This is a genomic window from Alphaproteobacteria bacterium, assembly GCA_040218575.1.
Lineage (GTDB): Bacteria > Pseudomonadota > Alphaproteobacteria > JAVJRE01 > JAVJRE01 > JAVJRE01.
This window is the reverse complement of record JAVJRE010000006.1, coordinates 174,866-195,754: the sequence shown is the minus strand read 5'-3', so window position 1 is coordinate 195,754 and position 20,889 is coordinate 174,866. Positions and strand designations below refer to the sequence as shown.

Sequence of the window (20,889 nt, the reverse complement as noted above, 5' to 3'; positions counted from 1 at the left end):
CATTCCCGGGGCTTTGCGGAGGCTTTCCGACCCACACCCAGGGATCTGTGGCACCGCGCGGGACGGCTTAACGGCCGGCCGGCCGCAGGAAGAAGCTGACCGTCACACTGTCTCCGGCCGGGGTCACGGCGATGGTCAGCCGTTCCCCCTCGCGGGCGAACACCGCCGGCTGACCCGGCTGCACATCGGCCAACGCCCGCCAGCCCAGTTGCGGCAAAGTATCGCCGTAGAAACTTACCACCGCCGCCGCACTGGTGCGCCCGGTCGCCCACGCCTCGACGATGCGGCCGCCATTGGTGGCAAAGCGCACCCCGCCGTCTTCGGCCAGCGTCAGGCCGGCCATCAGCGGCAGATCCTCGAACCCGGCGACGAAGGCCTCCTCGGCCAGGGCATGGTGCACAGCCAGCGGGCCGGGCCCCGCCACGGCAAGCAACAGCGCCGCTGCCATCGCGCCCAGCACCCTGCCCCACCGTGATCGTTGTGCCCGTTCGCTCATCCTGTTCCTTCCACCCGGCGTCTCATCGCTGCCGGCGCGGACAATAGAATGTGGACCGCCCGCCCTGGCTCAACCGCCGGATGCCGCCGGTCCTGGCGCTGTCGCAGTCGCAGTCGGGACAGGGCCGGCCGGCCCGATCATAGACCCGGAAGTCATGCTGGAAATAGCCGAGCTCGCCGGCCGCGTCGCGATAGTCGCGCAGGCTGGAACCGCCGGCCGCCACCGCCTCCTGCAGCACCTCGCCAATGGCCCGGGCCAGCCGCTCGGCCCGCCCGCCGCGAATGGTGTGGGCGCGACGGCGCGGCGACAGGCCGGCGCGATAGAGTGCTTCCGAGGCATAGATATTGCCGAGCCCGGCTATCATCCGCTGGTCCAGCAGCAACGGCTTGATGGCTCCCGTGCGGCCGGCCAGCCGCTCCATCAGGAGCGCCCCGTTCAGCAGCGGCGGTGCCGCCTCCGGCGCATCGCCGGTGGCCAGCGGCTCCGGCCCCAGATGGGCCAGCAGCGGATGGCCGGCGACGCCTCCCGGCGCCACCAGGTCCACCACGCCGAAGCGACGCGGATCGGTAAAGCGCGCCTCGACCCCGTCGTCGGTCAGAAACCGTACATGGTCATGGATGGTCAGGGCCGGCGCCGCATCCGCCGGCGTCACCAGAATCCGCCCGGACATGCCGAGATGAATGAGGATCGCCGCCCCGCCGTCCAGGTGCAGCAGCAGATACTTGGCCCGCCGGGTCACCGCGGTGATGCGCTGGCCCGCCGCCCGCCGTGCCAGGTCCGCCGGCACCGGCCGGCGCAGATCGCGGCGGCGCACCTCCACCCGCGCCAGACGGCGGCCGGCAAGGCCGGCCGCAAGGCCACGCCGCACGGTCTCCACCTCTGGCAATTCGGGCATGTCCCGACGCTAGCCCGGAACGCCCGTCAGGGCTACGCTCGACGCATGGCTAAGGCGGTATTCACCACGCGGGTGCGTCCCGACTATGACGATATCCCGGATGTCCGCTATCATTTTCCACGCACCTACCTCGGTCGTGTGAAGCAGACGGTCGGCGACCAGATTGTCTACTATGAACCCGGCCGCGCCGATGACGGCGACGCCCGACGTACTGGTCGCATGGCCTAGGTGGCGGTGGCCCGGGTTGCGGCCGTCGTGCCGGACCCTGACAGGGCCGGTCACTTCTACGCCCTGATCGAGGATTACCTGCCTTTTGATCGGCCGGTGCCGTTCCGCGAAGGTGCCACCACCTACGAAGACGGGCTGACCACCGCCGACGGCACAACGAATACCGCCTATTTTCTCAATGCCGTCCGTGCTCTCGCCGACCACGAGTTCGAAGCCATATTGTCCGCCGGTTTTCCCGCCATTGACGAACTGGAGCGTCTCATCGCCGAAGGCACACACCGGGCGGGCGACAGCGCCACGCCATCCTATGCCCTGGCCGAAGACACCGCGCCGCTCCTGCGGCCCATGGCGGAGCGTCTGTCCCGCCGGCCGGTGCGTGACGCTCTCTTCGCCCGGCAAATCCGCCAGGCCTATGATTCCACATGTGCGGTTACCGGACTGCGAATCATCAATGGCGGAGGACGCTCGGAAATGGAAGCGGCACATATCCGTCCGGTGGAAGCTCAGGGTAATGACTCGCCGCGCAACGGCCTTGCTCTGTCACGCACCGTCCACTGGCTATTCGACCGTGGGTTGATCTCTCTGACCGACGATTATCGCCTCCTGGCGGCGCGGCGTTATCTGGAGGAGCCATTGCAACGCCTGCTGCCGCCGGACAACCGTCTGCGCAAGCTGCCCGACGACCCGACGGCGCGGCCGCACCCGGCCTATCTTGCCTGGCACAGGGAGCATAGATTTCAGGGATGATCGACACTGCCACTGGTGCGCGCGAGGCCGCAGACGCCGCCGACTTCGGCTTTACCCGCGTGACGCGGGCCGCAAAGCCGGCGCTGGTGCGCGGCCTTTTCGGTCGGGTCGCCGGGCGCTACGACCTGATGAACGACCTGATGAGCGGCGGCGCCCATCGCGCCTGGAAACACGCGCTGGTGGACTGGCTCAACCCCAGGCCCGGCTGGCGGCTGGTGGATCTGGCCGGCGGCACCGGCGATGTGGCCCGTCTGGCGCTCGCCCGTTCCGACCGTGCGCCGGGCGCCAGCGGTGGGCCGGCCGCCACCGCCCTGGTGCTGGATGCCACGCCGGCCATGCTGAGCCAGGGTCGCGACCATGGCGGCGCCATGATGCCGCGCCTGGCGGCCACGGCAACACCGGTCGAGCCGCGCCTTACCTGGCTGGCCGGCGAGGCGGAGCGCCTGCCGCTGCGGACCGCATCGGCCGACGCCATCACCTGCGCCTTTGGCCTGCGCAACATGACGGATCTGGACGCGGCGCTGGCCGAATGCCACCGGGTTCTGCGGCCTGGCGGCCGCTTCCTGGCGCTGGAATTGTCTCATGTGGCCCTGCCCCTGCTACGGCCGCTCTACGACGCCTATTCCTTTGGCGTTCTGCCGCGTCTCGGCGGCCTGGTCGCCGGCGACGCCCCGGCCTATCGCTATCTGGTGGAGAGCATCCGCCGCTTTCCGCCACAGGACCAACTGGCCCGCCGCATGGCCGCGGCCGGACTTGGTCGCGTCACCTGGCGCAATCTCATGGGCGGTATCGCCGCGCTGCATTCGGGCTGGCGGCTCTAACCCTCTGCCTCGCCGCCCGTAGCGCCCGGACCGTCCGGAGCGATCAGCGGCACATGGGGTGCGGCGTCCGCTGGCAGGGTGCCGTCCAGCCGCGGATCGTCGGTAATCTCCACCGACCGCGCGAAGGCGCGAAAGCCGGCCCGTTCATAGGCCCGGATTGCCGCCGGATGGTCCAGGGTGCAGGTATGGACCCAGAAGCGCTCGCAATTATGGTCGCGGACGATTTCGATGGCGCTGGCGATCATGAAACGGCCGGCCCCCTGGCCCAGCAGGTCTTCCGTCACACCGAGAAAGGCCAGTTCCACCTGGCCCGGCTGTCGCCGGTCCAGTTCCACAATGCCGACCGCTGCGTCCGGCCCGTCACCCGGCCTGTCCAGACGGCGCAGCACATAAAGCTCCACCGCCGGATCATCGAGAATGGCCATCAGGGCCTCGTCCGACAGGCGCAGGCGGCTGAACCACAGCCAGCGGGCGCCGACCCGCCGCTGCAGATCCCGGTAGAAGCCGGGCTGCGGCCGCGCCACCCGCTCAAGCCGCAGGTCGTCACGGGCCAGAGACGCCCGGTCCGGCGGCGGCAGCCGGCGCATTTCCAGCGATGTGACGATGCTGGCGATACGCCCCGCCGCCACCGCAAAGCTTTCAATTGCCGCGCCCATGACCCTCTCTCCTCCAGTCTTCTGCCTTCCGGCGTCCCATGCCCGGTCCCTGTCCGTCCCGGCGTCGCGGCGCATCGCCTCCTTGATTGCCCGCCACCGCCCGCCTAGCTTCTAGCACAGGGCCACAGAGACCCAAGCCAAACCCGGCCCGCTCACAGGGTTTCATCATGGCCAACGCCAAAGACCCCGCCGCCAGCCCTCCCGTCGCCCCGCGCGCCACGCTGGACGGCGTCCGTGTCCTGCTCATCATCTCCGGCGGCATCGCCGCCTATAAGAGCCTGGAGCTGATCCGTCGCCTACGCGATGTCGGCGTGGCGGTGCAGCCGGTGCTGACCGCCGGCGGCGCCCGGTTCATCACCGCGCTCGCCGCCGCCTCCCTGGCGGGAACGAAGTGCTACACCGAACTCTTCTCCCTCACCGACGAGGCGGAGATGGGACACATCCGTCTCGCCCGCGACTGTGACCTGATCATCGTCGCCCCGGCCAGCGCCCACATGATGGCGCGCATGGCCGCCGGCATGGCCGATGACCTGGCCACCACCGTGCTGCTGGCCAGTGACCGTCCGGTGCTGGTGGCGCCGGCCATGAATGAGGTCATGTGGGCCGCCGCCGCCACCCAGGACAATCTGGCGACGCTCGAATCCCGCGGCGTCGCCGTGGTCGGTCCCGGCAGTGGTGATCTGGCCTGCGGCGAGGTGGGCTCCGGCCGCATGGCCGAAGTGCCGGTGATCATCGCCGCCGCCGCCGAGCTGCTGGGCGGCGCGGCGCGGGGGCCGCTGGCCGGTCTCACCGCTCTGGTGACCTCCGGCCCGACCATCGAGGCGGTGGACCCGGTGCGCTACATCGCCAACCGCTCGTCCGGCCGCCAGGGTCATGCGGTGGCGGCGGCGCTGGCCCGCCTTGGCGCGCGCACCACTTTGGTCAGCGGCCCCGTCGCCCTGGCCGATCCGCCCGGCGTCACGACAATTCATGTGGAAAGCGCCCGGCAGATGGCCGAAGCCTGCCAGCGCCTGCGCGACGGCGGGGCCGCTCCCCTCCATATCGCTGTTTTCGCCGCCGCCGTGGCTGACTGGCGGCCGGCGACCGCAAGCGCCGCCAAGCTCAAGAAAGCGCGCGGCGGCGGTGCACCGGCCCTGGCGCTGGAAGAAAACCCCGACGTGCTGGCCCTGGTCGCCGCCGCCGGGCAGCGCCGGCCGCGTCTGGTCATCGGCTTTGCCGCCGAGACCGAAGCCGACGCGACCCGCCTTGCGGCACTGGCCAACGAAAAACGCGCCCGCAAGAACTGCGATTGGGTGCTGGCCAACGATGTCTCACCGGGCACGGCCACCTTCGGCGGGGCGGACAACCGCATTGTCCTGGTGGACGGGACGGTGACAGAAGACTGGCCGACCATGAGCAAAACCGCCGTCGCCGACCGTCTGGCCCGGCGCATCGCCCTGGCCCTGACCGGCAGCGCAACCGGGCATGCGAGCGCGGAAGCCGCGCTGCGGGCGGTATCATGACCACACCGGCTGGCCCCGTCACGGTCGCCATCCGTCGCCTGCCGCACGGCGCCGATCTGCCGCTGCCGGCCTATGCCACCGCCGGCGCCGCCGGTCTCGACCTGCTGGCCGCCGTCACCGAAGAGCAGATCCTGGCCCCCGGCGCCCGCGCCCTGATCCCCGCCGGCATTGCCATTGCCCTGCCGCCTGGCCACGAGGCGCAGGTCCGGCCGCGCTCCGGCCTGGCCGTGCGCCATGGCATTTCAATCGTCAATGCCCCGGGCACCATCGACAGCGACTATCGCGGCGAGGTGCAGGTGCTGCTGGTCAATCTGGGGGCGGAGGCCTTTTCCGTCATCCGCGGCATGCGTATCGCCCAGCTTGTGGTGGCCCCGGTCTGCCAGGTCGCCTGGCGCGACAGCGCCACACTCGACGACACCGATCGCGGTGTCGGCGGTTTCGGCTCCACCGGCGTGGCCGCTGCCGGCAACCAGACATGAAGAAGACGCCGATCTTCCGCGGCAATCGCTGGGGCAAGACCCTGGATCCCCGTGGCGCGGTGCCGACCGTGCGAAGCCTACGCCAGCAGGCCCATGATGACGCCATGGACGGGACCGTGGAGGGGACGGACGCCCCCGCCGCCGTACCGCCGGCCCCGTCGTCCGCCGGTCCGGGAGCGATCCCTATCACTCCCGGCGCCGCCCGCCACACCGTCACCGGCGACCGGCTGGGCGACGGCACACCGCCCATGGCCCGCCAGGCCAAGCCCCACGCCGCGCCGATTCGCGCCGCACGTGCCGCGCCCGCGCCGCAGACCGCGCCCATGGCCGGGCCGCCGCCAATCCAGGCCGACGCCTTCGCCGCCATCGGCAACACGCCCCTGGTGCGCCTGCCGCGCCTGATGGCGGAGACCGGTGTCCGCGCCGAGGTGCTGGCCAAGCTCGATTTCCTCAACCCCTTCGGCTCGACCATGGACCGTGTGGCCATGGGCCTGATCGATGGCGCCGCCATGCGCGGCGAGCTTGCCCCCGGCGGGACGATCATCGAAGCGTGCCTGTCCAACGCCGCGCTGGCGCTGGCGGCGATCGCCGCCGCGCGTGGCTACGGCCTGCGACTGTTCATGCCCGACAACACGCCGGAAAGCCATCAACGTCTCTTACAGATGCATGGTGCGGAGATTCTTCTCATTCCCGCAGCGCTTGGCCTGGCCGGCGCCATAGAAGCGGCGCGCAGCGAGGCCGAATCCGGCAGCGGCTGCTTTCTGGCACAATACTCCAGCATCGACACCGCCGGCGCCCACCAGCACTCCACCGCCGAAGAGCTATGGACCCAGACCGGCGGGCGCATCGGCGCCATCGTCGCCGGTATCGGCACCGGCGGGGTTCTTACCGGGGTCGGCCGGCTGCTCAAGCCGCGCCAGCCCACCCTCCGCGTCATCGGCGTGGAACCGGCAGCGTCGCGCGTCCTGCGCGGCGAGCCGGCGCGGCCGCACGCTCTGCACGGCATCGGCGTCGGCTTCCGGCCGGAGAGCCTCAACCGCTCCGTGCTGGACGAGGTCATACCGGTCAGCGACCAGGCGGCGCAGGAGTGGATGGCGCGCGTCGTGCGGAGCGAGGGCCTGGCCCTCGGCCTCGCCTCCGCCGCCGCGCTGAAGGCGGCGTTCGATTTCGCCGGCCGGCCTGAGAACGCCGCCAAGACCATCGTCGTCATGCTCACCGCAACCGCGGAGCGCGACCTGATTCCCTTTAAGACCTATACCGGCTGAGGGTCATGACCATGCCGCCCGTCACCCCGATCGATCTGAGCGACGACCAGATTCACCGCTACGCGCGCCACCTTATTCTCGACCCCATCGGCGAGGACGGTCAGGCGCGCCTGCTGGCGGCGCGTGTGCTGATGATCGGCGCCGGCGGTCTCGGCGCGCCGGTCCTGCAGTATCTCGCCGCCGCCGGCGTCGGCCATCTGACCATCGTCGACGACGATCATGTGGACCTGGCCAATCTGCAGCGCCAGGTCATCCATCGCACCGCCGATGTGGGCCGGGCCAAGGTGGAAAGCGCAGCCGACGCCGTGCGCGCGCTCAATCCCGATGTGGCGATCACCACAGTCGCTGAGCGCTTCGGTCCGGCCAACGCGGCGCGACTGGTGAACGCCGCCGACATCATCGTCGATGGATCGGACAATTTTGCTACCCGCTACCTTACCAATGACGCCGCCTGGCTTGCCCGCAAGCCGCTGGTTGCCGCCGCCCTGCTGCGCTTCGAGGGCCAGCTTTTCGTCATGCGCCCCGACACCGATCCACCCTCGCCGTGCTATCGCTGCGCCTTTCCCGAACCGCCGCCACCCGGCGCCATTCCCCGTTGCGAAGAGGCCGGCATCCTGGCCAGCCTGCCCGGCGTTCTGGGAACGCTGCAGGCCACCGAGGTGCTGAAGATCGTGCTGGGACTGGGCGCCAGCCCGGCCGGCGCCATGCTGCTCTATGACGGGCTGCGCAGTGACATGCGCCGTATGACCTATCGCCGCCGTGCGGCGTGCGCGCTGTGTGGTGACCGGCCGACGATCCGCGATCTGTCGGCCCATGACGGCTGAGGCCGACCCGGGCGCCATCGCCCGGCTCACCGCCATCCTCCATGCCAGCCCGCTGTTTCAGTCGCTGTTTGTCGACTGGCCGCGCGCCGCGTCGCCCCTGTGGATCGGCGCCGGCGCCATCGCCCAGACCGTGTGGAACCACCGGTTCGCGCGGCCGCCGTTGCACGGCCTCAAGGACGTTGATCTGGTGTGGTTCGATGCGGCGGCCGGCGACGCGGAAGAAGATGTGGAGCGGCGGCTGAACGAACGCCTGCGCCCCTTCGCCGTCACCGCCGACGCCAAGAACCAGGCGCTGGTCCATCGCTGGTATGCCGCTCGCTTCGGCCATCCCATCCCGCCCTATAGGGATCTGGCCGACGCCATCGCTACCTGGCCGACCACCGCTACCGCTGTGGCCATCCGCCCGGCGACCGACAGCACGTTGCAGATCATCGCTCCCTTCGGCCTGGATGATCTGCTGGCCGGACGGGTCCGGCCCAACCATCGCCAGATCACGCCACCCGTCTATGCCGCCAAGGTGACCCGCTGGACAGCCCTGTGGCCGGGTCTCTCCATCCGGCCCTGGGCGGAGGGCGTCCGCCCGCCGGCGTAAGTCCCCGCCGCTGACCCGTCTTCGCACGGCCGCCACGGCGACCTAGGGTCCTGTTCACCTATTGCTTGGCCCATTGCGAGGACACGCCAGACCATGCCCAGGGCCGCCCTGCCGATTCTCGTCGCGGTGCTGGTCACCAACCTGGCCTTCGCGCTGTTAACGTCGCTGGTCGCCGTGCGCCTGACCCTCGACGGATTTCCCGCGCAGTTTCCCGCGTTCATGAACATGGCCGCCATGGCTGGTGCCTTCATCGCCGCGGCCAGCGGCCATCTGGCGGTGCGCCGCTTCGGCTATGTGGGCACCGTATGGATCAGCGGCCTGCTGGCCACCGCCACCGCCTTCGCCTTCATCTGGCTGCCGCCGCCGTGGACCTGGCTGGCGCTCCGCTTCGCCGCCGGCCTGTCTCTGCTGTGGATCTGGGTGGCGCTGGAAGCCTGGCTGCAATCGGTTGCCACCAATGCCAGCCGCGGCCGCGTCACCGCCGCCTATATGACCGCCTTCACCTTCGCCCAGGGCGCAGGCCAGTTCCTGCTGGACGTGGTGGATCCGGCCTCCGCCCTGCTCTTCATCCTGTGTGGCGTTCTTTTCATCGCGACCATCGTGCCGGTGCATCTGGCGCGGGCCCATGGCCCGGTCCGCGAGCGGCCGGAATCCCTGTCGCCTCTGTCCCTCTTCGCCCGCGCTCCGGTCGCCGCGGTCGGCGGCTTCACCGGCGGCATCCTGACCGGCACCGCCTTGTCGCTGACGCCGGTCTTCGCGCTGACCCAGCCCGGCATGGTGGTGCAGGTGGGCCTGTTTATGACCCTGGTTCTGGCCAGCGGCGCACTGGTCCAGTGGCCGGTGGGGCGACTGTCCGATCGCATGGACCGCGGTCGCCTTCTGGTTCTGATCTATGCCCTGCTCAGCCTGTCGGCCGGCCTCACCGCACTGTCCGCGGGCTATAGCGGTAAGGTCATGCTGGCCCTGGCCATTCTCTTCGGCTCGGCCATGCGCCTGGTCTATGCCATTTCGGTGTCCTATCTGAACGACACCTTGCCGCCCGGCCAGCGGGTCGCCGCCAGCGGCTCCATGAACATCTTCTTTTCCGCCGGCGCCTTTCTCGGGCCGCTTCCCGCCGCCTTCCTGATGGAGGCCATCGCCCCGGCCTGGCTCTATGGCTATCTGGCGCTGGTGATGGCGGCGGCCGGGCTGTTCACCTTGCGGTGGCGACGACCGGCGCGGCCGCTGGAGCCGCGACCAGCCTGAGGGCCCGGCGCGGAGGGGGTCTGCGGCGAGGGGCTCAAGGCGCGGTGGCCAGCCACGCCTCGATCCGCCGAAGCGGCACGTCCGGCGTCGCCTGCAACAGGCTGCCGCCGCTGGCCGGTATGGCATCGCGAAAGCCGGAGCCGGTCAGCACCGCTACGCACCTCTCGCCCGGTCTGAGCGTACCGTCCGCCGCCAGGGTCCGCACCGCCGCCTCGGCCGCCGCCGCCGAAGGCTCGACGAACAGCCCCTCGGCCGCCAGCCGTCGCTGCGCCGCCAGCGACTCATCCTCACTGACCGCCACGGTCCGCCCGCCGCTGTGGCGGATGGCCGCCACCGCGTCGGCCAGGTCAGAGCGCGCACCCCCTTTGAGATTGAACATGACCGTATCAGCCGCCGGATTAGTGATCGCCGCCAGCGCCGCATCATCGTCGGCGCCGGCCGCGACGGCGCGGGCGATCCTGTCCACCCGCGCCGCATGGGCCGCGGCCAGGCGTGGCAGCCGGTTGATCCGTCCTGCCGCCTGCATTTCGGTCAGGCCGCGCCACACCCCGCTGATGGTGCCGCCGCCACCCACCGGCACGACGATCCAGTCCGGCATCTGGCCGGCCACCGCTATCATCTCTGTGGCGATCTCAAAACCAAGGGTGCGGGTGCCTTCCGCCTGCCACGGATTGGAGCGGCGGTTGGTGGCCACCAGAGTCCAGCCTGGCGCCGCCACCAGTCGCTCCAGCAGTCGGTAGGTCTCGGGGAAATCACCTTCCACCTCGATCACCCGGGCGCCGAACAACTGCATGGCGGCCAGGCGCGAGGCGGGTGTGCCTTCGGGCACCAGAACCACCGCCGCCAGTCCCGCCCGTGCCGCATAGGCGGCGCAGGCCAGTCCCGAGCTGCCGGTGGATACGGTCAGAACCCGTCTGGCGCCCAGCTCCAGCGCCCGCGAGATAGCGACACTGACACCGCGGTCCTTCTGCGAGCCGGTAGGGTTCTGGCATTCCAGCTTCCAGAACAACTCCGCCGGCAGACCATCCCCCGTCGCCCGCACCAGCGGCGTACCGCCTTCGCCCAGGCTCACCCGGTTGGCTGCATTCTCTATCGGCAACCACGGACCATAGTCCCACAGGCCAAGAGGCCGCGCCGGCCAGGCTTCGTCCGTCGCCCCATAGTTGATCCGCCACAGCCCGCCACACGCCACGCATCGTACGCTGTGCGGATCGCCCATGGCCCGGCCGCAATCGGCGCAGGCTATGTCGAATGCCGTCATGCTTTCCGATCCAGACCGTAGAGGTCGTTGGGCGCGCCAAAGCGCCTCTCTCGCGCCTGGAAACGAAAGCCGCAACGTTCCAGCACGCGAGACGAAGCCCGGTTGGGCGGATCCACCGACGCCAGCACGCGCGCCTCGCCGCGCGCCTCCAGGGCGTAGTGGCACAACGCGCGCACCGTGGTGCTGACCATGCGGTGACCACGGGTCAGCGGATCGAAGGCATAGAACAGTTCCGCCCCGCGATCGGCAAAGAACACCCGCCAGCCGGCGATCCCCACCAGACGGCCGTTCCCGACCGCCGCCCACACGCCCAGCCCGCCGCCGCGGAAATCGGCGCTCGACTGACGCACCGCCTCCGCTACCCAGTCGCGGCTCACCGGCGCGCCATCCAGCAGATAACGGGCCACCTCCGGGTTCTGGAACAGGCGATGCACGGCATCTACATGACGGCCGGCCAGCGGCTCCAGGTTGAGCCGGCCCGCCCTCAGGCGGGTCGTTCCCGGCGGCGGGTCAAGCGCGGCCGGCAAGGCGGGTACGCTACTCACCCCTCAAGCCTCAGGCATAGACCGAGTCAGACGCGGCCGACGGCTCCAGCACCTTGTCCGGCGGATTATGCCCATCGAAGAAAGTGCGGACATTGATGATCACCCGGTCCCCCATGTCACAGCGGCCCTCGATGGTGGCCGATCCCATGTGCGGCAGCAGCACTACATTATCGAGCTTGAGAAAGTCCGGATTGATGTTCGGCTCGTTCTGATAGACGTCGAGCCCGGCACCGGCGATCCGGCGCTCCCTCAGCGCGGCGATCAGCGCCGCCTCGTCAATCACTTCGCCGCGCGAGGTGTTGACCACAATGGCCGTGGGCTTCATCTGCGCGATGCGTCCGGCGTTCAGCAGGTGACGGGTCTCCGGCGTCGCCGGGCAATTGATCGAGACGATGTCCACATGGGCCAGCATGTCGCCTGGCCGCTCCCAGTAGGTCGCCTCCAGCTCTTCCTCCACATCGCCCGGCACCCGCCGCCGGTTGTGATAGTGGATGGACAGGCCAAAGCCACGGGCGCGGCGCGCCACGGCGGTGCCGATCCGCCCCATGCCGATGATGCCCAGGCGCTTGCCCCATACCCGCCGGCCCAGCATGAACGTGGGGCGCCAGCCCTGCCATTTGCCGGCGGCCAGCAACTCCGCCCCCTCCAGCAGGCGGCGCGGCACTGCCAGGATCAGTGCCATGGTGGTATCGGCCGTGTCTTCGGTCAGGACTCCCGGCGTGTTGGTGACCGTAATGCCGCGCGCCTTGGCGGCGGCGAAATCAATATGGTCAATGCCGTTGGAGAAAGAGGCGATCAGCTTCAGCTTCGGCCCGGCCTTGGCAAGAAGGTCCTTGTCAATCTCGTCGGTCACGGTGGGCACCAGGCAATCGGCCCGCTTCACCGCGTCTTCCAGTTGCGCCCGGTCCATGGCGTGATCGTCGCGGTTCAACTCCGCGTCGAACAGCTCCTTCATGCGCGTTTCAATTTCGTTCGGCAGCTTGCGGGTCAGAATGACAAGCGGTTTACGTTTGGCCATGGGCGGACCATCCTGTTTCGTTCCACGGGGCCAGGCGGGCGCCCCTCGTGTCAACCTTGTTGGCGGCGTCACGCGCACCAGGCGGCCGCCGTCCGGCTCACCATGGAGCGGAGGGACGGCCCACGCGGCGGGCGGACCCTTGACCGCCCTCCACATGCCACTTTACCACAGGCCGGGCGCTGGCGAGCATGGCTGCGCCCGGCCCGCTGCCCGCCATGGCTCACCGCCCAGACTGACAAATGGGCCCATGCTCACAAAAGGAAGGGCCCGTGACCCGCTTGCCGATCCCAACCCTTGCCGTCGCCGGGCGCTTGGCCGCGATTGTGACCCTAGCGGTGGCTTTGCTGATCGCCGCAGCTCCCCCGGTGCTGGCCCAGACCACAGACGACGGGTCAGCGCCTGCAGCGCGCGCCGCGCCCACCAGCGCTACCACACAGCCACCGGCCATCGGCTCCGTCACCGGCCTGGCCCTGCCGCGCTATGTCTCGTTGCGCGGTGCAGAGGCCAATCTGCGCACCGGGCCCGGCCTACGCTATCCCATTGACTGGGTCTATCAGCGGGCCGGCATGCCCCTGCTGGTGGTGGCCGAGTTCGAACAGTGGCGGCGGGTGCGTGACCGGCACGGCGACGAAGGCTGGCTCCACCGCGCTTTGCTGTCCGTTCGCCGCACCGCCATCGTGGTGGCGGACGAGCCTGTTGCCCTGCGCCGCGCCGCGTCCGCGGACGCGGCGGTGGTGGCCTGGCTGGCCGGCGGTGTCATCGCCGCTCTGGGAGAGTGCGCCGACGGCTGGTGCCGGCTGTCCGTCGCCGGCCACGATGGCTGGGTCCGTCGTGCGGCCTTGTGGGGCCCGTAGGCCGACCGCCACCGGCAACTGCCGGCACTTGGCCGGTCCGCGCGCTTCCTTCCCAAGGTCCGGGCGTCAGGCCGCCAGGTCTTCGGCCAGAACCCGGCGCATCTCTTCCGGCATGATCATCATGTGGCGATAGGCCGGATGATTGACCGCCACCACCACTTCGCAACCGGGCTGGCGGAACTGCCGCGCTTGCTCGTCACTCATGGGAAAGTGGACGAACTGTACGCTCGACGCCTTGCCTTCCGCGGTGGTGCGGTCCACGTCCTGCTCCGCTTCGGCCCGCACCGTATGGCCGGCGAAGGTAAGGGTCAGGGTCTCCTCAAAACCACCCAGCGTGGCCAGTGTGGCGCGTCGTCGCGCCTCGTCCGGAATCTCCACCATTACCGTGGCCACCAGATCGCGGCCCTGCGGCACCAATGGCCCATAGGCGTCGAGCTCGTCGGCAAGCTGCTCTGGGCCGCCCTTCTCGATGGCCAGCATTTCGTGAATCTGGTGCAGAATGGTTTCGCGGCTCTCGAAATAGAAAGTCATGTCGGGACCGACCGCCAGCCGCCGCTTGCGCTTGACCTCGGCCATGGCGCTGCGCCGCTCCCGTCGCACCGCCAGATAGTCATCCAGCGCCATCACATCGTCCGCTGTGATCGTCTGCTTGGCCATGATCGGATGCCTTCCCTGTGATGCCCTGCGCCGCCTTGCAGTGTCCTGTGGCGGCCTAACGCGCCGCCGCCTTTTCGTTGATGGCCGCCGGCAAGTCCGCCAGGCCATAGGCCGCGGCCAGAATCTCGATGGGATGGGGGGCGCGGGTCTGGCGGCCGGCCGCCGGCTCCGCCGCTGTATTATCGTCGCCGGCCAGCCGCTCGACTCCCTGCAGAATGTGGGCGCCGGCCAGCGGACATTCGCTGCTCACCAGCGCACCGGTTTCTGTCGCGCCCTTCGCCGCCTGCCGCGCCACCGGTTTGCCCACCTTCAGCGCCGTGTCGAAGTTTCCCTTCTTGATGCCCCAGGCGCCGCCATGGCCGGAACAGCGCTCGACAATGGCCGGGCTCATATCCGGAATCAGGCGCAGCATCTCGGCCGCCTTGGCGCCCATGTTCTGGGCCCGCGCATGGCACGCCAGATGCAGCGTCACCGGCCGCTCCAGCCGTCCCAGGCCCGGCGCCAGGCCCGGCCCCTTGGCCAGAGCCACCACATATTCCGCCAGATCAAAGGTGGCGCGGGCCAGGCTCTCCACCTGGTCATTGCCCGGCAGGATCAGCGGCCATTCGAACTTCAGCATCAGGGCGCAGCTCGGCACCAGGGCGATTACGTCATAGCCGTCGGCGATCCACGGTGCCAGTGTGTGGGCGATTTCACGGGCGCTGTCGGCAACCTCCGCCATGCGCCCCTGCTCCAGCACCGGCATGCCGCAACAGCCCGGATGCACCACCTCGCTCTCCACGCCGTTCTTCGCCAGGACCGCGCGCGCCGCCTGGCCGATGGCGCTGTCGTTCCAGTTGCCATAGCAGGTGGCGTAGAGAACCGCCTTGCGGCCGAAGCCCGGCGCATCACGGTTTATCGCCGGCGCCGTGCGCCGCGCTTCCTTGACCAGTGGCCGCCGGGCATAGGCCGGCAGATGGGCTTTTGCGTCGACCCCGGCCACCGCCTCCAGGCCCTTGCGCATGACCCGGTTGCCGGTACGGCTGGCCCAGTTGGCGAGCCCCGCCACCAGCGGCGACGACGTCATCACCCGGCCGTTGCGATCGGTCCTGGCCAGTTCGCGGTCGGCCACAGGAATGCCCTTCTTCGCCTCCACGGCGCGGGCGCGCAGCATCAGATGGGGGAAATCCAGATCAAACTCGTGCGGCGGCACATAGGGACACTTGGTCATGAAACACATGTCACACAGGGTGCAGGCGTCCACCACCGGCTTGAAGCCTTCGCTCGCCACGCTGTCCAGCTCGCCCGTATCCGATTCGTCAATCAGATCGAACAGTCGCGGAAAGCTGTCACACAGGTTGAAGCAGCGGCGGCACCCGTGACAGATGTCGAAGACGCGCCGGAGTTCCGCGTCCAGCGCCGCCGGGTCGGTCCACGACTCATCCTGCCAGGGTATGGGATGGCGCATGGGCGCGGCCAGGCCGCCCTCGCGCCCGCCGGCGCGCTCAGGTCCGGCTGCGGAGCCGGAAGCGGATTCAGTGGTCATTGTGCTCTCCCGTCCCACCACTTGCCCCGCGGCTCACTCGCCCGCGCGGCCCTGTGGGTCCCGCCTCATGCGTGTGCCTTCCCGCTGACCCCGTGCCCGGCGCCGGGGCCCGCGCGGCCCGGCCATCCGAAGGACGCCACCGCCCCGCCCGCCTTGCAACCAGCGGACGGGGCGCCGTAAGGGCGTATGTTTGACCGGGACCGGGTCTAGAGCTCGTCAAGCGCCTTGGTGAAGCGCCCGGCGTGTGACCGCTCGGCCTTGGCCAGGGTCTCGAACCAGTCGGCGATCTCGTCAAAGCCCTCGTCGCGGGCGGTCTTGGCCATGCCCGGATACATATCGGTGTATTCGTGGGTTTCGCCGGCGATGGCCGATTTCAGGTTGGCGGCGGTCGGGCCGATGGGCTCGCCGGTGGCCGGGTCGCCGACCTCTTCCAGAAACTCCAGATGGCCGTGGGCGTGGCCGGTCTCGCCTTCGGCGGTGGAGCGGAACACCGCCGCCACATCGTTAAAGCCTTCCACATCCGCCTTCTGGGCGAAATAGAGGTAGCGCCGGTTGGCCTGGGATTCGCCGGCGAAAGCGTCCTTCAGATTGCCTTCGGTCTTGCTGCCCTTGAGGGTTGCCATGTCACTCTCCCTGAATCGTCTGGTGTTGAACACCGGGTTGAACGGAACGGTGGATGGCCGCGCGGGCCATGCCGCACCGGCCGGAAAGACCGGCTCACTGTAGCCGGGTTCGGTGATGTGTCAAGATATTAGAACAGTTCTAAGAAGTTTTTGAGAGCCGCCGCACCTGCCCCGCACCGCGCCCCGTCTCGCCCCCGGACTTGCGCCCGGCCCCTCGCCCGGCCCCTGGCCCGCCGTCGCGTTTGCCGGGCGCGGCGGCAAGCCGCACCACCACCTCCACCGACGCCACCCGCCGACCGCGCGGCGCCCGCGGCAGGCCGCTGACCGCTACGCTGTCGGCCGGTATGTCGCTTAGCGTGCCGGTTTCTAGATCGAGAAAATGGTGGTGCAGGCTGGTATTGGTATCGAACCAGGATCGCGCGCCGTCCACCGTCACCTCTTTCAATAATCCGCCGGCGGTGAACTGGTGCAGGGTGTTGTAGACCGTTGCCAGAGACACCGTGACGCCGCGCTCCTGGCATTCGCCATGCAGGGATTCCGCCGTCACATGGCGCAACGGGCCGCTGAACAGCAGGCCGGCCAGGGCCAGCCGCTGACGGGTCGGGCGCAGGCCTGCCGCCGCCAGCCGGGCCCGGGCGTCCGCATGCTCCGCCGTCTGGGTCGCCTGAGCCGTGGCCGAACCTCTCCGGCTGCCGGACACGCGGCTCACTCGCCGGTCACCAGCCGCGCCACCAGTTGCTCTACCGACGGCACGAAGCCATTGGAATAGAACGGATCGCTGGCGAAGCGATAGGCATTGTGGCCGGCGAACATGAGCTGGTTGTTGATATCGTCGGTGTGACTGATTTCCTGCAGGGTCTTCTGAATGCAGAACGACCGCGGGTCCGCCTTGCGGCCGTTGTGGAACGGCTCGCGCTGCGACCAGTTGGAAAAACGACACGCCGACAGACAGCCCATGCAGTTGATCTGATCGGTGCGAATCTGATTGGACCGTTCCTGAGTGACGAAAATCAGGGTTGAGTCCGGTGTGCGCAGCGCCTCGCCATAGCCGTCCGCGATCCAGCCCTCGGCCCGCCTCTTGTCGGCCGCCGCCACATACACCTTGCGGCCGCGCGCGCCCACCGCCAGCTCCACCGAATGAGCGCCCACCGGCGCGGTGGTATAGGCAATCTGCCGCTCGTTGCGCGCCGCCAGCTCATTGAGGAAGTCGTTGCGCACGGCCGACGAGTAAAAGCCGGTCGGGCTGAACCGGTTGAGATAGACATCGCCCTCGCCCAGCGTGGTCAGTCGCTCTTTCCAGGCATCGGAAATCGGGCTTTCCCGCGTCAGCAGCGGCCGGGTGCCGAACTGAAAGGCGACCGGTCCCAGGGCGTCATTGTCGATCCACTCTTCCCACTCATCCAGCCGCCATACGCCACCGGCCATGACGATTGGCGTCGCCTCCAGGCCATTACCGACCATCTCGCGGCGCAGCTCTATGACCCGCGGCAACGGGTCTTCCGGCTGATCGGGGTCTTCCACATTGGACAGGCCGTTGTGGCCGCCGGCCAGCCACGGGTCTTCATAGACCACACCGCCCAGCCAGTCGGAGAACTTGTGATAGGCCCGCTTCCACAGGGCGCGGAAAGCGCGGCCCGACGAGACGATGGGATAGTAATGGACACCGTAGCGCGAACAGATCTCGGCAATGCGATAGGGCATGCCGGCGCCGCACGTCACCCCATGAATCAGGCCCTTGCAGCGCTCCAGCACGCCGTGCAGGACGCGCTCGGAGCCGCCCATCTCCCACAACACGTTCATGTGGATGCGGCCCCGGCCATTGGACCGCTCATGGGCGATGCGGGCCTGGGTGACGCCGCCTTCGATGGCATAGTGCAACAACTCTTCGTGGCGCTCGCGCCGGGTGCGGGCGTGATAGACCTGCGGGATTGGCCGGCCGTCGGCGTCATAGGAGTCCGCATTGACGCCGGAAAAGGTGCCGACACCACCGGCCGCCGCCCACGCGCCGGAGCTTTCGCCATTGGAAATGGAGATGCCCTTGCCGCCCTCGATCAGGGGCAGCACTTCCCGGCCGGAAATCAGCAACGGCTTCAACGCCTTCATCAGAGCCATGATATCGCTCTCCTCGCCGGCCAATCAGCCGGGCGGCAAGATCGGATCGTGCACAACGGCACTATAATAGAATGATTCCAGGTTGCGGTCAGCCCCGACCTGGCCGATGCCCCTAAGCCTGCCGCGCGCCCGGGCAATCCGTCACAAAAACGGCGGATTCGCCGGGCGCCATGCTGGGCACGGCACCCGGACGAAACCTGTTCACAGCGCAGGACACTATGGGCGGAGCTACTTACCGCGCCGCATGTCGTGCACGTCGTCGCTGTCTTCCACCTGCTTCATGGACAGCTTGACCTTGCCACGGTCGTCGAAGCCAAGAACCTTGACGATGACCGTATCGCCCTCCGACACCACGTCGCCGACGCTGCCGACCCGCTCCTTGGCCAGCTCGCTGATATGCACCAGACCGTCCTTCGGCCCGAAGAAATTGACAAAGGCGCCGAAGTCCATGGTCTTGACCACCGTGCCCTTGTAGACCTTGCCCGCTTCGGGCTCGGCCGTCAGAGAGCGGATCCACGCCAGCGCTTCCTGCGAGGCGCTTTCCTCAACGGCGGCAATCTTCACGGTGCCGTCGTCTTCCACGTCGATCTTGGCGCCGGTCACCTCGACAATCTCGCGGATGACCTTGCCACCGGTGCCGATGATGTCACGGATCTTGTCCACCGGCACCTTGATGACCGTGATCCGCGGCGCATTGGGGTTCAGCTCCTGCCGCGCGCTGGACAGAGCCTTGGTCATCTCGCCCAGGATGTGCTTGCGGCCGTCACGGGCCTGCGCCAGGGCGGTTTTCATGATCTCCTCGGTGATGGACGTAATCTTGATGTCCATCTGCAGCGAGGTGATGCCGTCGGCCGTACCGGCCACCTTGAAGTCCATGTCGCCCAGATGATCCTCGTCGCCGAGAATATCCGACAGCACGGCAAAACGGTCGCCGTCCTTGATCAGGCCCATGGCGATGCCCGCCACCGGTGCCTTCAGCGGCACGCCCGCATCCATCAGCGACAGCGACGAACCGCAGACCGTCGCCATGGACGACGAGCCGTTGGATTCCGTCACCTCACTCACCACGCGGATGGTGTAGGGGAAGGACTCTTTCGCCGGCAACAGCGGCCGGATGGCCCGGAACGCCAGCTTGCCATGGCCGATCTCGCGGCGGCCGGGCGAGCGCATGAACGACACCTCACCGACCGAGTAGGGCGGGAAGTTGTAGTGCAGCATGAAATGCTCGCGATACTCGCCTTCCAGCGCGTCGATGATCTGCTCGTCCTTGCCGGTACCGAGGGTGGTCACCACCAGCGCCTGAGTTTCGCCACGAGTGAATACGGCCGAGCCGTGGGTCCGCGGCAACAGGCCGACGCGACAGTCTATGGGCCGGATATCGGTGGTGCCGCGGCCGTCAATGCGTTCGCCCGTATCAAGGATCTGGCCGCGCACGATGTCGGCCTCGATCGCCTTGAACAGGCCCTTGGCCAGGTCCACATTACCGTCGTCGGCGGCCAGCTTGGCCAGGGCCTTGTCCTTGGCCGCGCCGATCTTCTCCTGACGCGCCTGCTTGACCCGCTCGCCATAGGCCTTGGCCAGATCCTTGCCGGCCATGGTCTTCAGCGTCTTGGCCAGGGCGGTTTCCTCGGCCGGCGTTTCCGGCAGGGCCCACGGCTCCTTGGCGGCCTTCTCGGCCAGCTTGATGATCAGGTCGATCACCGGCTGCATTTCCGTGTGGCCGAAGGTGACCGCGCCCAGCATGGTGTCTTCGTCCAGCTCCTTGGCTTCGGACTCCACCATCAGCACGCCGTCCTGGGTGCCGGCGACGATCAGATCCAGGTCCGAGCGGGCCAGATCGTCGGTCATCGGATTGAGCACGAACGCGCCGTCGATCAGACCCACGCGGCAACCGCCGATGGGTCCGAGAAAGGGCATGCCCGACAGAGTCAGCGCCGCCGACGCGCCGACCATGGCGACCACGTCCGGGTCGTTCTCCAGATCATGGCTCAGCACCGTGCAGATGACCTGCGTCTCGTTGCGGAAGTTCTTGTGGAACAGCGGGCGGATGGGTCGATCGATCAGGCGCGAGGTCAGGGTCTCTTTCTCGGCCGGGCGTCCTTCACGCTTGAAAAAGCCGCCGGGGATTTTGCCGGCGGCGAAAGTCTTCTCCTGATAGTTCACCGTCAGCGGGAAGAAATCCCGTCCCGGCACGGCGCTCTTCTGCGCTGTCGCGGTGGCCAGAACCGTGGTCTCGCCATAGGTGACGAGGACGGCGGCATCGGCCTGGCGCGCCAGGTGACCGGTCTCCAGGGTGAGCGTACGCCCGCCCCACTGCATGCTTACTTTGCTGATATCAAACATACCGATTCCTTCAGAGGGCCGGCCGGATTGCCGGTCCCGTTGCAGGCGAGCGCCGCCACGCCAGCGGGGACATCCCCGGCGCGCGTGTTGCGGACCTCAGGTGCAGGGCCGGTCCGACGTCCGGACCAGGCCCGGCCTGTGTGTGCACCGTGCCGGTTCCCGCCCCCCTTGGGCGATGGTGAACCGGTGTTCATGGATTGC

General features: G+C 68.7%; 22 protein-coding genes. 10 read left to right on the top strand and 12 right to left on the bottom strand.

Annotated elements, in window-relative coordinates; genetic code table 11:
- Positions 1-67 precede the first annotated feature (67 nt).
- Together RIE31_08610 and mutM are read right to left on the bottom strand one after the other, a co-directional pair.
- A complete protein-coding gene (locus tag RIE31_08610) occupies positions 68-496 on the bottom strand; it encodes a hypothetical protein (protein MEQ8640649.1) in 429 nt (142 codons plus the stop codon).
- 22 nt (positions 497-518) lie between these two features.
- A complete protein-coding gene (gene mutM, locus RIE31_08605; GenBank protein MEQ8640648.1) occupies positions 519-1,391 on the bottom strand; it encodes a bifunctional DNA-formamidopyrimidine glycosylase/DNA-(apurinic or apyrimidinic site) lyase in 873 nt (290 codons plus the stop codon).
- Between the two features lie 45 nt (positions 1,392-1,436).
- Between mutM and RIE31_08600 the strand changes: the two genes are divergently transcribed.
- The 3 genes from RIE31_08600 to RIE31_08590 are packed head-to-tail and all read left to right on the top strand — an operon-like array spanning position 1,437 to position 3,187.
- Positions 1,437-1,619, top strand: a complete 183-nt coding sequence (locus RIE31_08600) for a hypothetical protein (GenBank protein MEQ8640647.1) — start codon at positions 1,437-1,439, stop codon at positions 1,617-1,619.
- A complete protein-coding gene (locus RIE31_08595; GenBank protein MEQ8640646.1) occupies positions 1,620-2,366 on the top strand; it encodes an HNH endonuclease in 747 nt (248 codons plus the stop codon). It begins immediately after the preceding gene.
- Entirely contained in the window at positions 2,363-3,187 is an 825-nt protein-coding gene (locus RIE31_08590) for a class I SAM-dependent methyltransferase (GenBank protein ID MEQ8640645.1), read from the top strand. Before RIE31_08595 ends, RIE31_08590 begins: the two co-directional genes overlap by 4 nt.
- Here the strand turns inward: RIE31_08590 and RIE31_08585 are convergent.
- Positions 3,184-3,843: a GNAT family N-acetyltransferase gene (locus tag RIE31_08585; GenBank protein MEQ8640644.1), complete on the bottom strand. Its 660-nt coding sequence runs from the start codon at positions 3,841-3,843 to the stop codon at positions 3,184-3,186. The two genes, RIE31_08590 and RIE31_08585, sit on opposite strands and share 4 nt — an antisense overlap.
- Before the next feature lie 167 nt (positions 3,844-4,010).
- Here RIE31_08585 and coaBC point away from each other — a divergent pair, with 167 nt between their 5' ends.
- The 6 genes from coaBC (at position 4,011) to RIE31_08555 (ending at position 9,750) form a co-directional block, all read left to right on the top strand.
- A complete protein-coding gene (coaBC, locus tag RIE31_08580) occupies positions 4,011-5,345 on the top strand; it encodes a bifunctional phosphopantothenoylcysteine decarboxylase/phosphopantothenate--cysteine ligase CoaBC (protein MEQ8640643.1) in 1,335 nt (444 codons plus the stop codon).
- A complete protein-coding gene (gene dut / locus RIE31_08575) occupies positions 5,342-5,824 on the top strand; it encodes a dUTP diphosphatase (protein MEQ8640642.1) in 483 nt (160 codons plus the stop codon). The genes coaBC and dut overlap by 4 nt, the downstream gene beginning before the upstream one ends.
- Positions 5,821-7,089 (top strand): pyridoxal-phosphate dependent enzyme, encoded by a 1,269-nt coding sequence (locus RIE31_08570; GenBank protein ID MEQ8640641.1) that lies wholly within the window; start codon positions 5,821-5,823, stop codon positions 7,087-7,089. Before dut ends, RIE31_08570 begins: the two co-directional genes overlap by 4 nt.
- Before the next feature lie 5 nt (positions 7,090-7,094).
- Positions 7,095-7,913, top strand: coding sequence for a HesA/MoeB/ThiF family protein (locus RIE31_08565; GenBank protein MEQ8640640.1), 819 nt, complete (start codon positions 7,095-7,097; stop codon positions 7,911-7,913).
- The gene (locus RIE31_08560; protein ID MEQ8640639.1) at positions 7,903-8,505 is read left to right on the top strand and encodes a nucleotidyltransferase family protein; all 603 of its coding nucleotides are present in this window, start codon (positions 7,903-7,905) and stop codon (positions 8,503-8,505) included. The genes RIE31_08565 and RIE31_08560 overlap by 11 nt, the downstream gene beginning before the upstream one ends.
- Before the next feature lie 93 nt (positions 8,506-8,598).
- Entirely contained in the window at positions 8,599-9,750 is a 1,152-nt protein-coding gene (locus RIE31_08555; protein MEQ8640638.1) for an MFS transporter, read from the top strand.
- Positions 9,751-9,784: 34 nt separating this feature from the next.
- Here the strand turns inward: RIE31_08555 and RIE31_08550 are convergent, their stop codons facing one another.
- From RIE31_08550 to RIE31_08540, 3 genes are read right to left on the bottom strand one after another with little or no spacing between them, the layout of a single operon-like run.
- Positions 9,785-11,011, bottom strand: coding sequence for a pyridoxal-phosphate dependent enzyme (locus tag RIE31_08550; GenBank protein MEQ8640637.1), 1,227 nt, complete (start codon positions 11,009-11,011; stop codon positions 9,785-9,787).
- Entirely contained in the window at positions 11,008-11,556 is a 549-nt protein-coding gene (locus RIE31_08545; protein ID MEQ8640636.1) for a GNAT family N-acetyltransferase, read from the bottom strand. Before RIE31_08545 ends, RIE31_08550 begins: the two co-directional genes overlap by 4 nt.
- Before the next feature lie 10 nt (positions 11,557-11,566).
- Positions 11,567-12,574 (bottom strand): D-glycerate dehydrogenase, encoded by a 1,008-nt coding sequence (locus tag RIE31_08540; protein ID MEQ8640635.1) that lies wholly within the window; start codon positions 12,572-12,574, stop codon positions 11,567-11,569.
- A gap of 269 nt (positions 12,575-12,843) precedes the next feature.
- Here RIE31_08540 and RIE31_08535 point away from each other — a divergent pair, with 269 nt between their 5' ends.
- Positions 12,844-13,428: an SH3 domain-containing protein gene (locus tag RIE31_08535; GenBank protein ID MEQ8640634.1), complete on the top strand. Its 585-nt coding sequence runs from the start codon at positions 12,844-12,846 to the stop codon at positions 13,426-13,428.
- Between the two features lie 66 nt (positions 13,429-13,494).
- Here RIE31_08535 and RIE31_08530 read toward each other — a convergent pair whose 3' ends face one another.
- The 6 genes from RIE31_08530 to pnp all read right to left on the bottom strand — a co-directional run bounded on the left by RIE31_08530 (position 13,495) and on the right by pnp (position 20,694).
- The gene (locus RIE31_08530; protein ID MEQ8640633.1) at positions 13,495-14,085 is read right to left on the bottom strand and encodes a DUF3501 family protein; all 591 of its coding nucleotides are present in this window, start codon (positions 14,083-14,085) and stop codon (positions 13,495-13,497) included.
- A 55-nt stretch (positions 14,086-14,140) separates the two neighbouring features.
- The gene (locus tag RIE31_08525) at positions 14,141-15,610 is read right to left on the bottom strand and encodes a heterodisulfide reductase-related iron-sulfur binding cluster (protein MEQ8640632.1); all 1,470 of its coding nucleotides are present in this window, start codon (positions 15,608-15,610) and stop codon (positions 14,141-14,143) included.
- Positions 15,611-15,816: 206 nt separating this feature from the next.
- Entirely contained in the window at positions 15,817-16,233 is a 417-nt protein-coding gene (locus RIE31_08520; GenBank protein MEQ8640631.1) for a rubrerythrin family protein, read from the bottom strand.
- A 139-nt stretch (positions 16,234-16,372) separates the two neighbouring features.
- Positions 16,373-16,942 carry a Fur family transcriptional regulator gene (locus RIE31_08515; protein MEQ8640630.1) on the bottom strand — a complete coding sequence of 190 codons (570 nt, stop codon included), beginning with the start codon at positions 16,940-16,942 and terminating at the stop codon, positions 16,373-16,375.
- On the bottom strand, positions 16,939-18,336 hold the full coding sequence (locus tag RIE31_08510) for a nitronate monooxygenase (GenBank protein ID MEQ8640629.1): 1,398 nt from the start codon (positions 18,334-18,336) through the stop codon (positions 16,939-16,941). The genes RIE31_08515 and RIE31_08510 overlap by 4 nt, the downstream gene beginning before the upstream one ends.
- 237 nt (positions 18,337-18,573) lie before the next feature.
- On the bottom strand, positions 18,574-20,694 hold the full coding sequence (pnp, locus tag RIE31_08505) for a polyribonucleotide nucleotidyltransferase (protein ID MEQ8640628.1): 2,121 nt from the start codon (positions 20,692-20,694) through the stop codon (positions 18,574-18,576).
- Positions 20,695-20,889 lie beyond the last annotated feature (195 nt).

What these genes read in the sequence shown, in the direction of transcription:
- RIE31_08610 (MEQ8640649.1), bottom strand. Translation starts at nt 496, where the DNA reads ATGAGCGAACGGGCACAACGATCACGGTGGGGCAGGGTGCTGGGCGCG.
- mutM (MEQ8640648.1), bottom strand. Translation starts at nt 1,391, where the DNA reads ATGCCCGAATTGCCAGAGGTGGAGACCGTGCGGCGTGGCCTTGCGGCC.
- RIE31_08600 (MEQ8640647.1), top strand. Translation starts at nt 1,437, where the DNA reads ATGGCTAAGGCGGTATTCACCACGCGGGTGCGTCCCGACTATGACGAT.
- RIE31_08590 (MEQ8640645.1), top strand. Translation starts at nt 2,363, where the DNA reads ATGATCGACACTGCCACTGGTGCGCGCGAGGCCGCAGACGCCGCCGAC.
- RIE31_08585 (MEQ8640644.1), bottom strand. Translation starts at nt 3,843, where the DNA reads ATGGGCGCGGCAATTGAAAGCTTTGCGGTGGCGGCGGGGCGTATCGCC.
- coaBC (MEQ8640643.1), top strand. Translation starts at nt 4,011, where the DNA reads ATGGCCAACGCCAAAGACCCCGCCGCCAGCCCTCCCGTCGCCCCGCGC.
- dut (MEQ8640642.1), top strand. Translation starts at nt 5,342, where the DNA reads ATGACCACACCGGCTGGCCCCGTCACGGTCGCCATCCGTCGCCTGCCG.
- RIE31_08570 (MEQ8640641.1), top strand. Translation starts at nt 5,821, where the DNA reads ATGAAGAAGACGCCGATCTTCCGCGGCAATCGCTGGGGCAAGACCCTG.
- RIE31_08565 (MEQ8640640.1), top strand. Translation starts at nt 7,095, where the DNA reads ATGACCATGCCGCCCGTCACCCCGATCGATCTGAGCGACGACCAGATT.
- RIE31_08560 (MEQ8640639.1), top strand. Translation starts at nt 7,903, where the DNA reads ATGACGGCTGAGGCCGACCCGGGCGCCATCGCCCGGCTCACCGCCATC.
- RIE31_08555 (MEQ8640638.1), top strand. Translation starts at nt 8,599, where the DNA reads ATGCCCAGGGCCGCCCTGCCGATTCTCGTCGCGGTGCTGGTCACCAAC.
- RIE31_08550 (MEQ8640637.1), bottom strand. Translation starts at nt 11,011, where the DNA reads ATGACGGCATTCGACATAGCCTGCGCCGATTGCGGCCGGGCCATGGGC.
- RIE31_08540 (MEQ8640635.1), bottom strand. Translation starts at nt 12,574, where the DNA reads ATGGCCAAACGTAAACCGCTTGTCATTCTGACCCGCAAGCTGCCGAAC.
- RIE31_08530 (MEQ8640633.1), bottom strand. Translation starts at nt 14,085, where the DNA reads ATGGCCAAGCAGACGATCACAGCGGACGATGTGATGGCGCTGGATGAC.
- RIE31_08525 (MEQ8640632.1), bottom strand. Translation starts at nt 15,610, where the DNA reads ATGACCACTGAATCCGCTTCCGGCTCCGCAGCCGGACCTGAGCGCGCC.
- RIE31_08520 (MEQ8640631.1), bottom strand. Translation starts at nt 16,233, where the DNA reads ATGGCAACCCTCAAGGGCAGCAAGACCGAAGGCAATCTGAAGGACGCT.
- RIE31_08510 (MEQ8640629.1), bottom strand. Translation starts at nt 18,336, where the DNA reads ATGAAGGCGTTGAAGCCGTTGCTGATTTCCGGCCGGGAAGTGCTGCCC.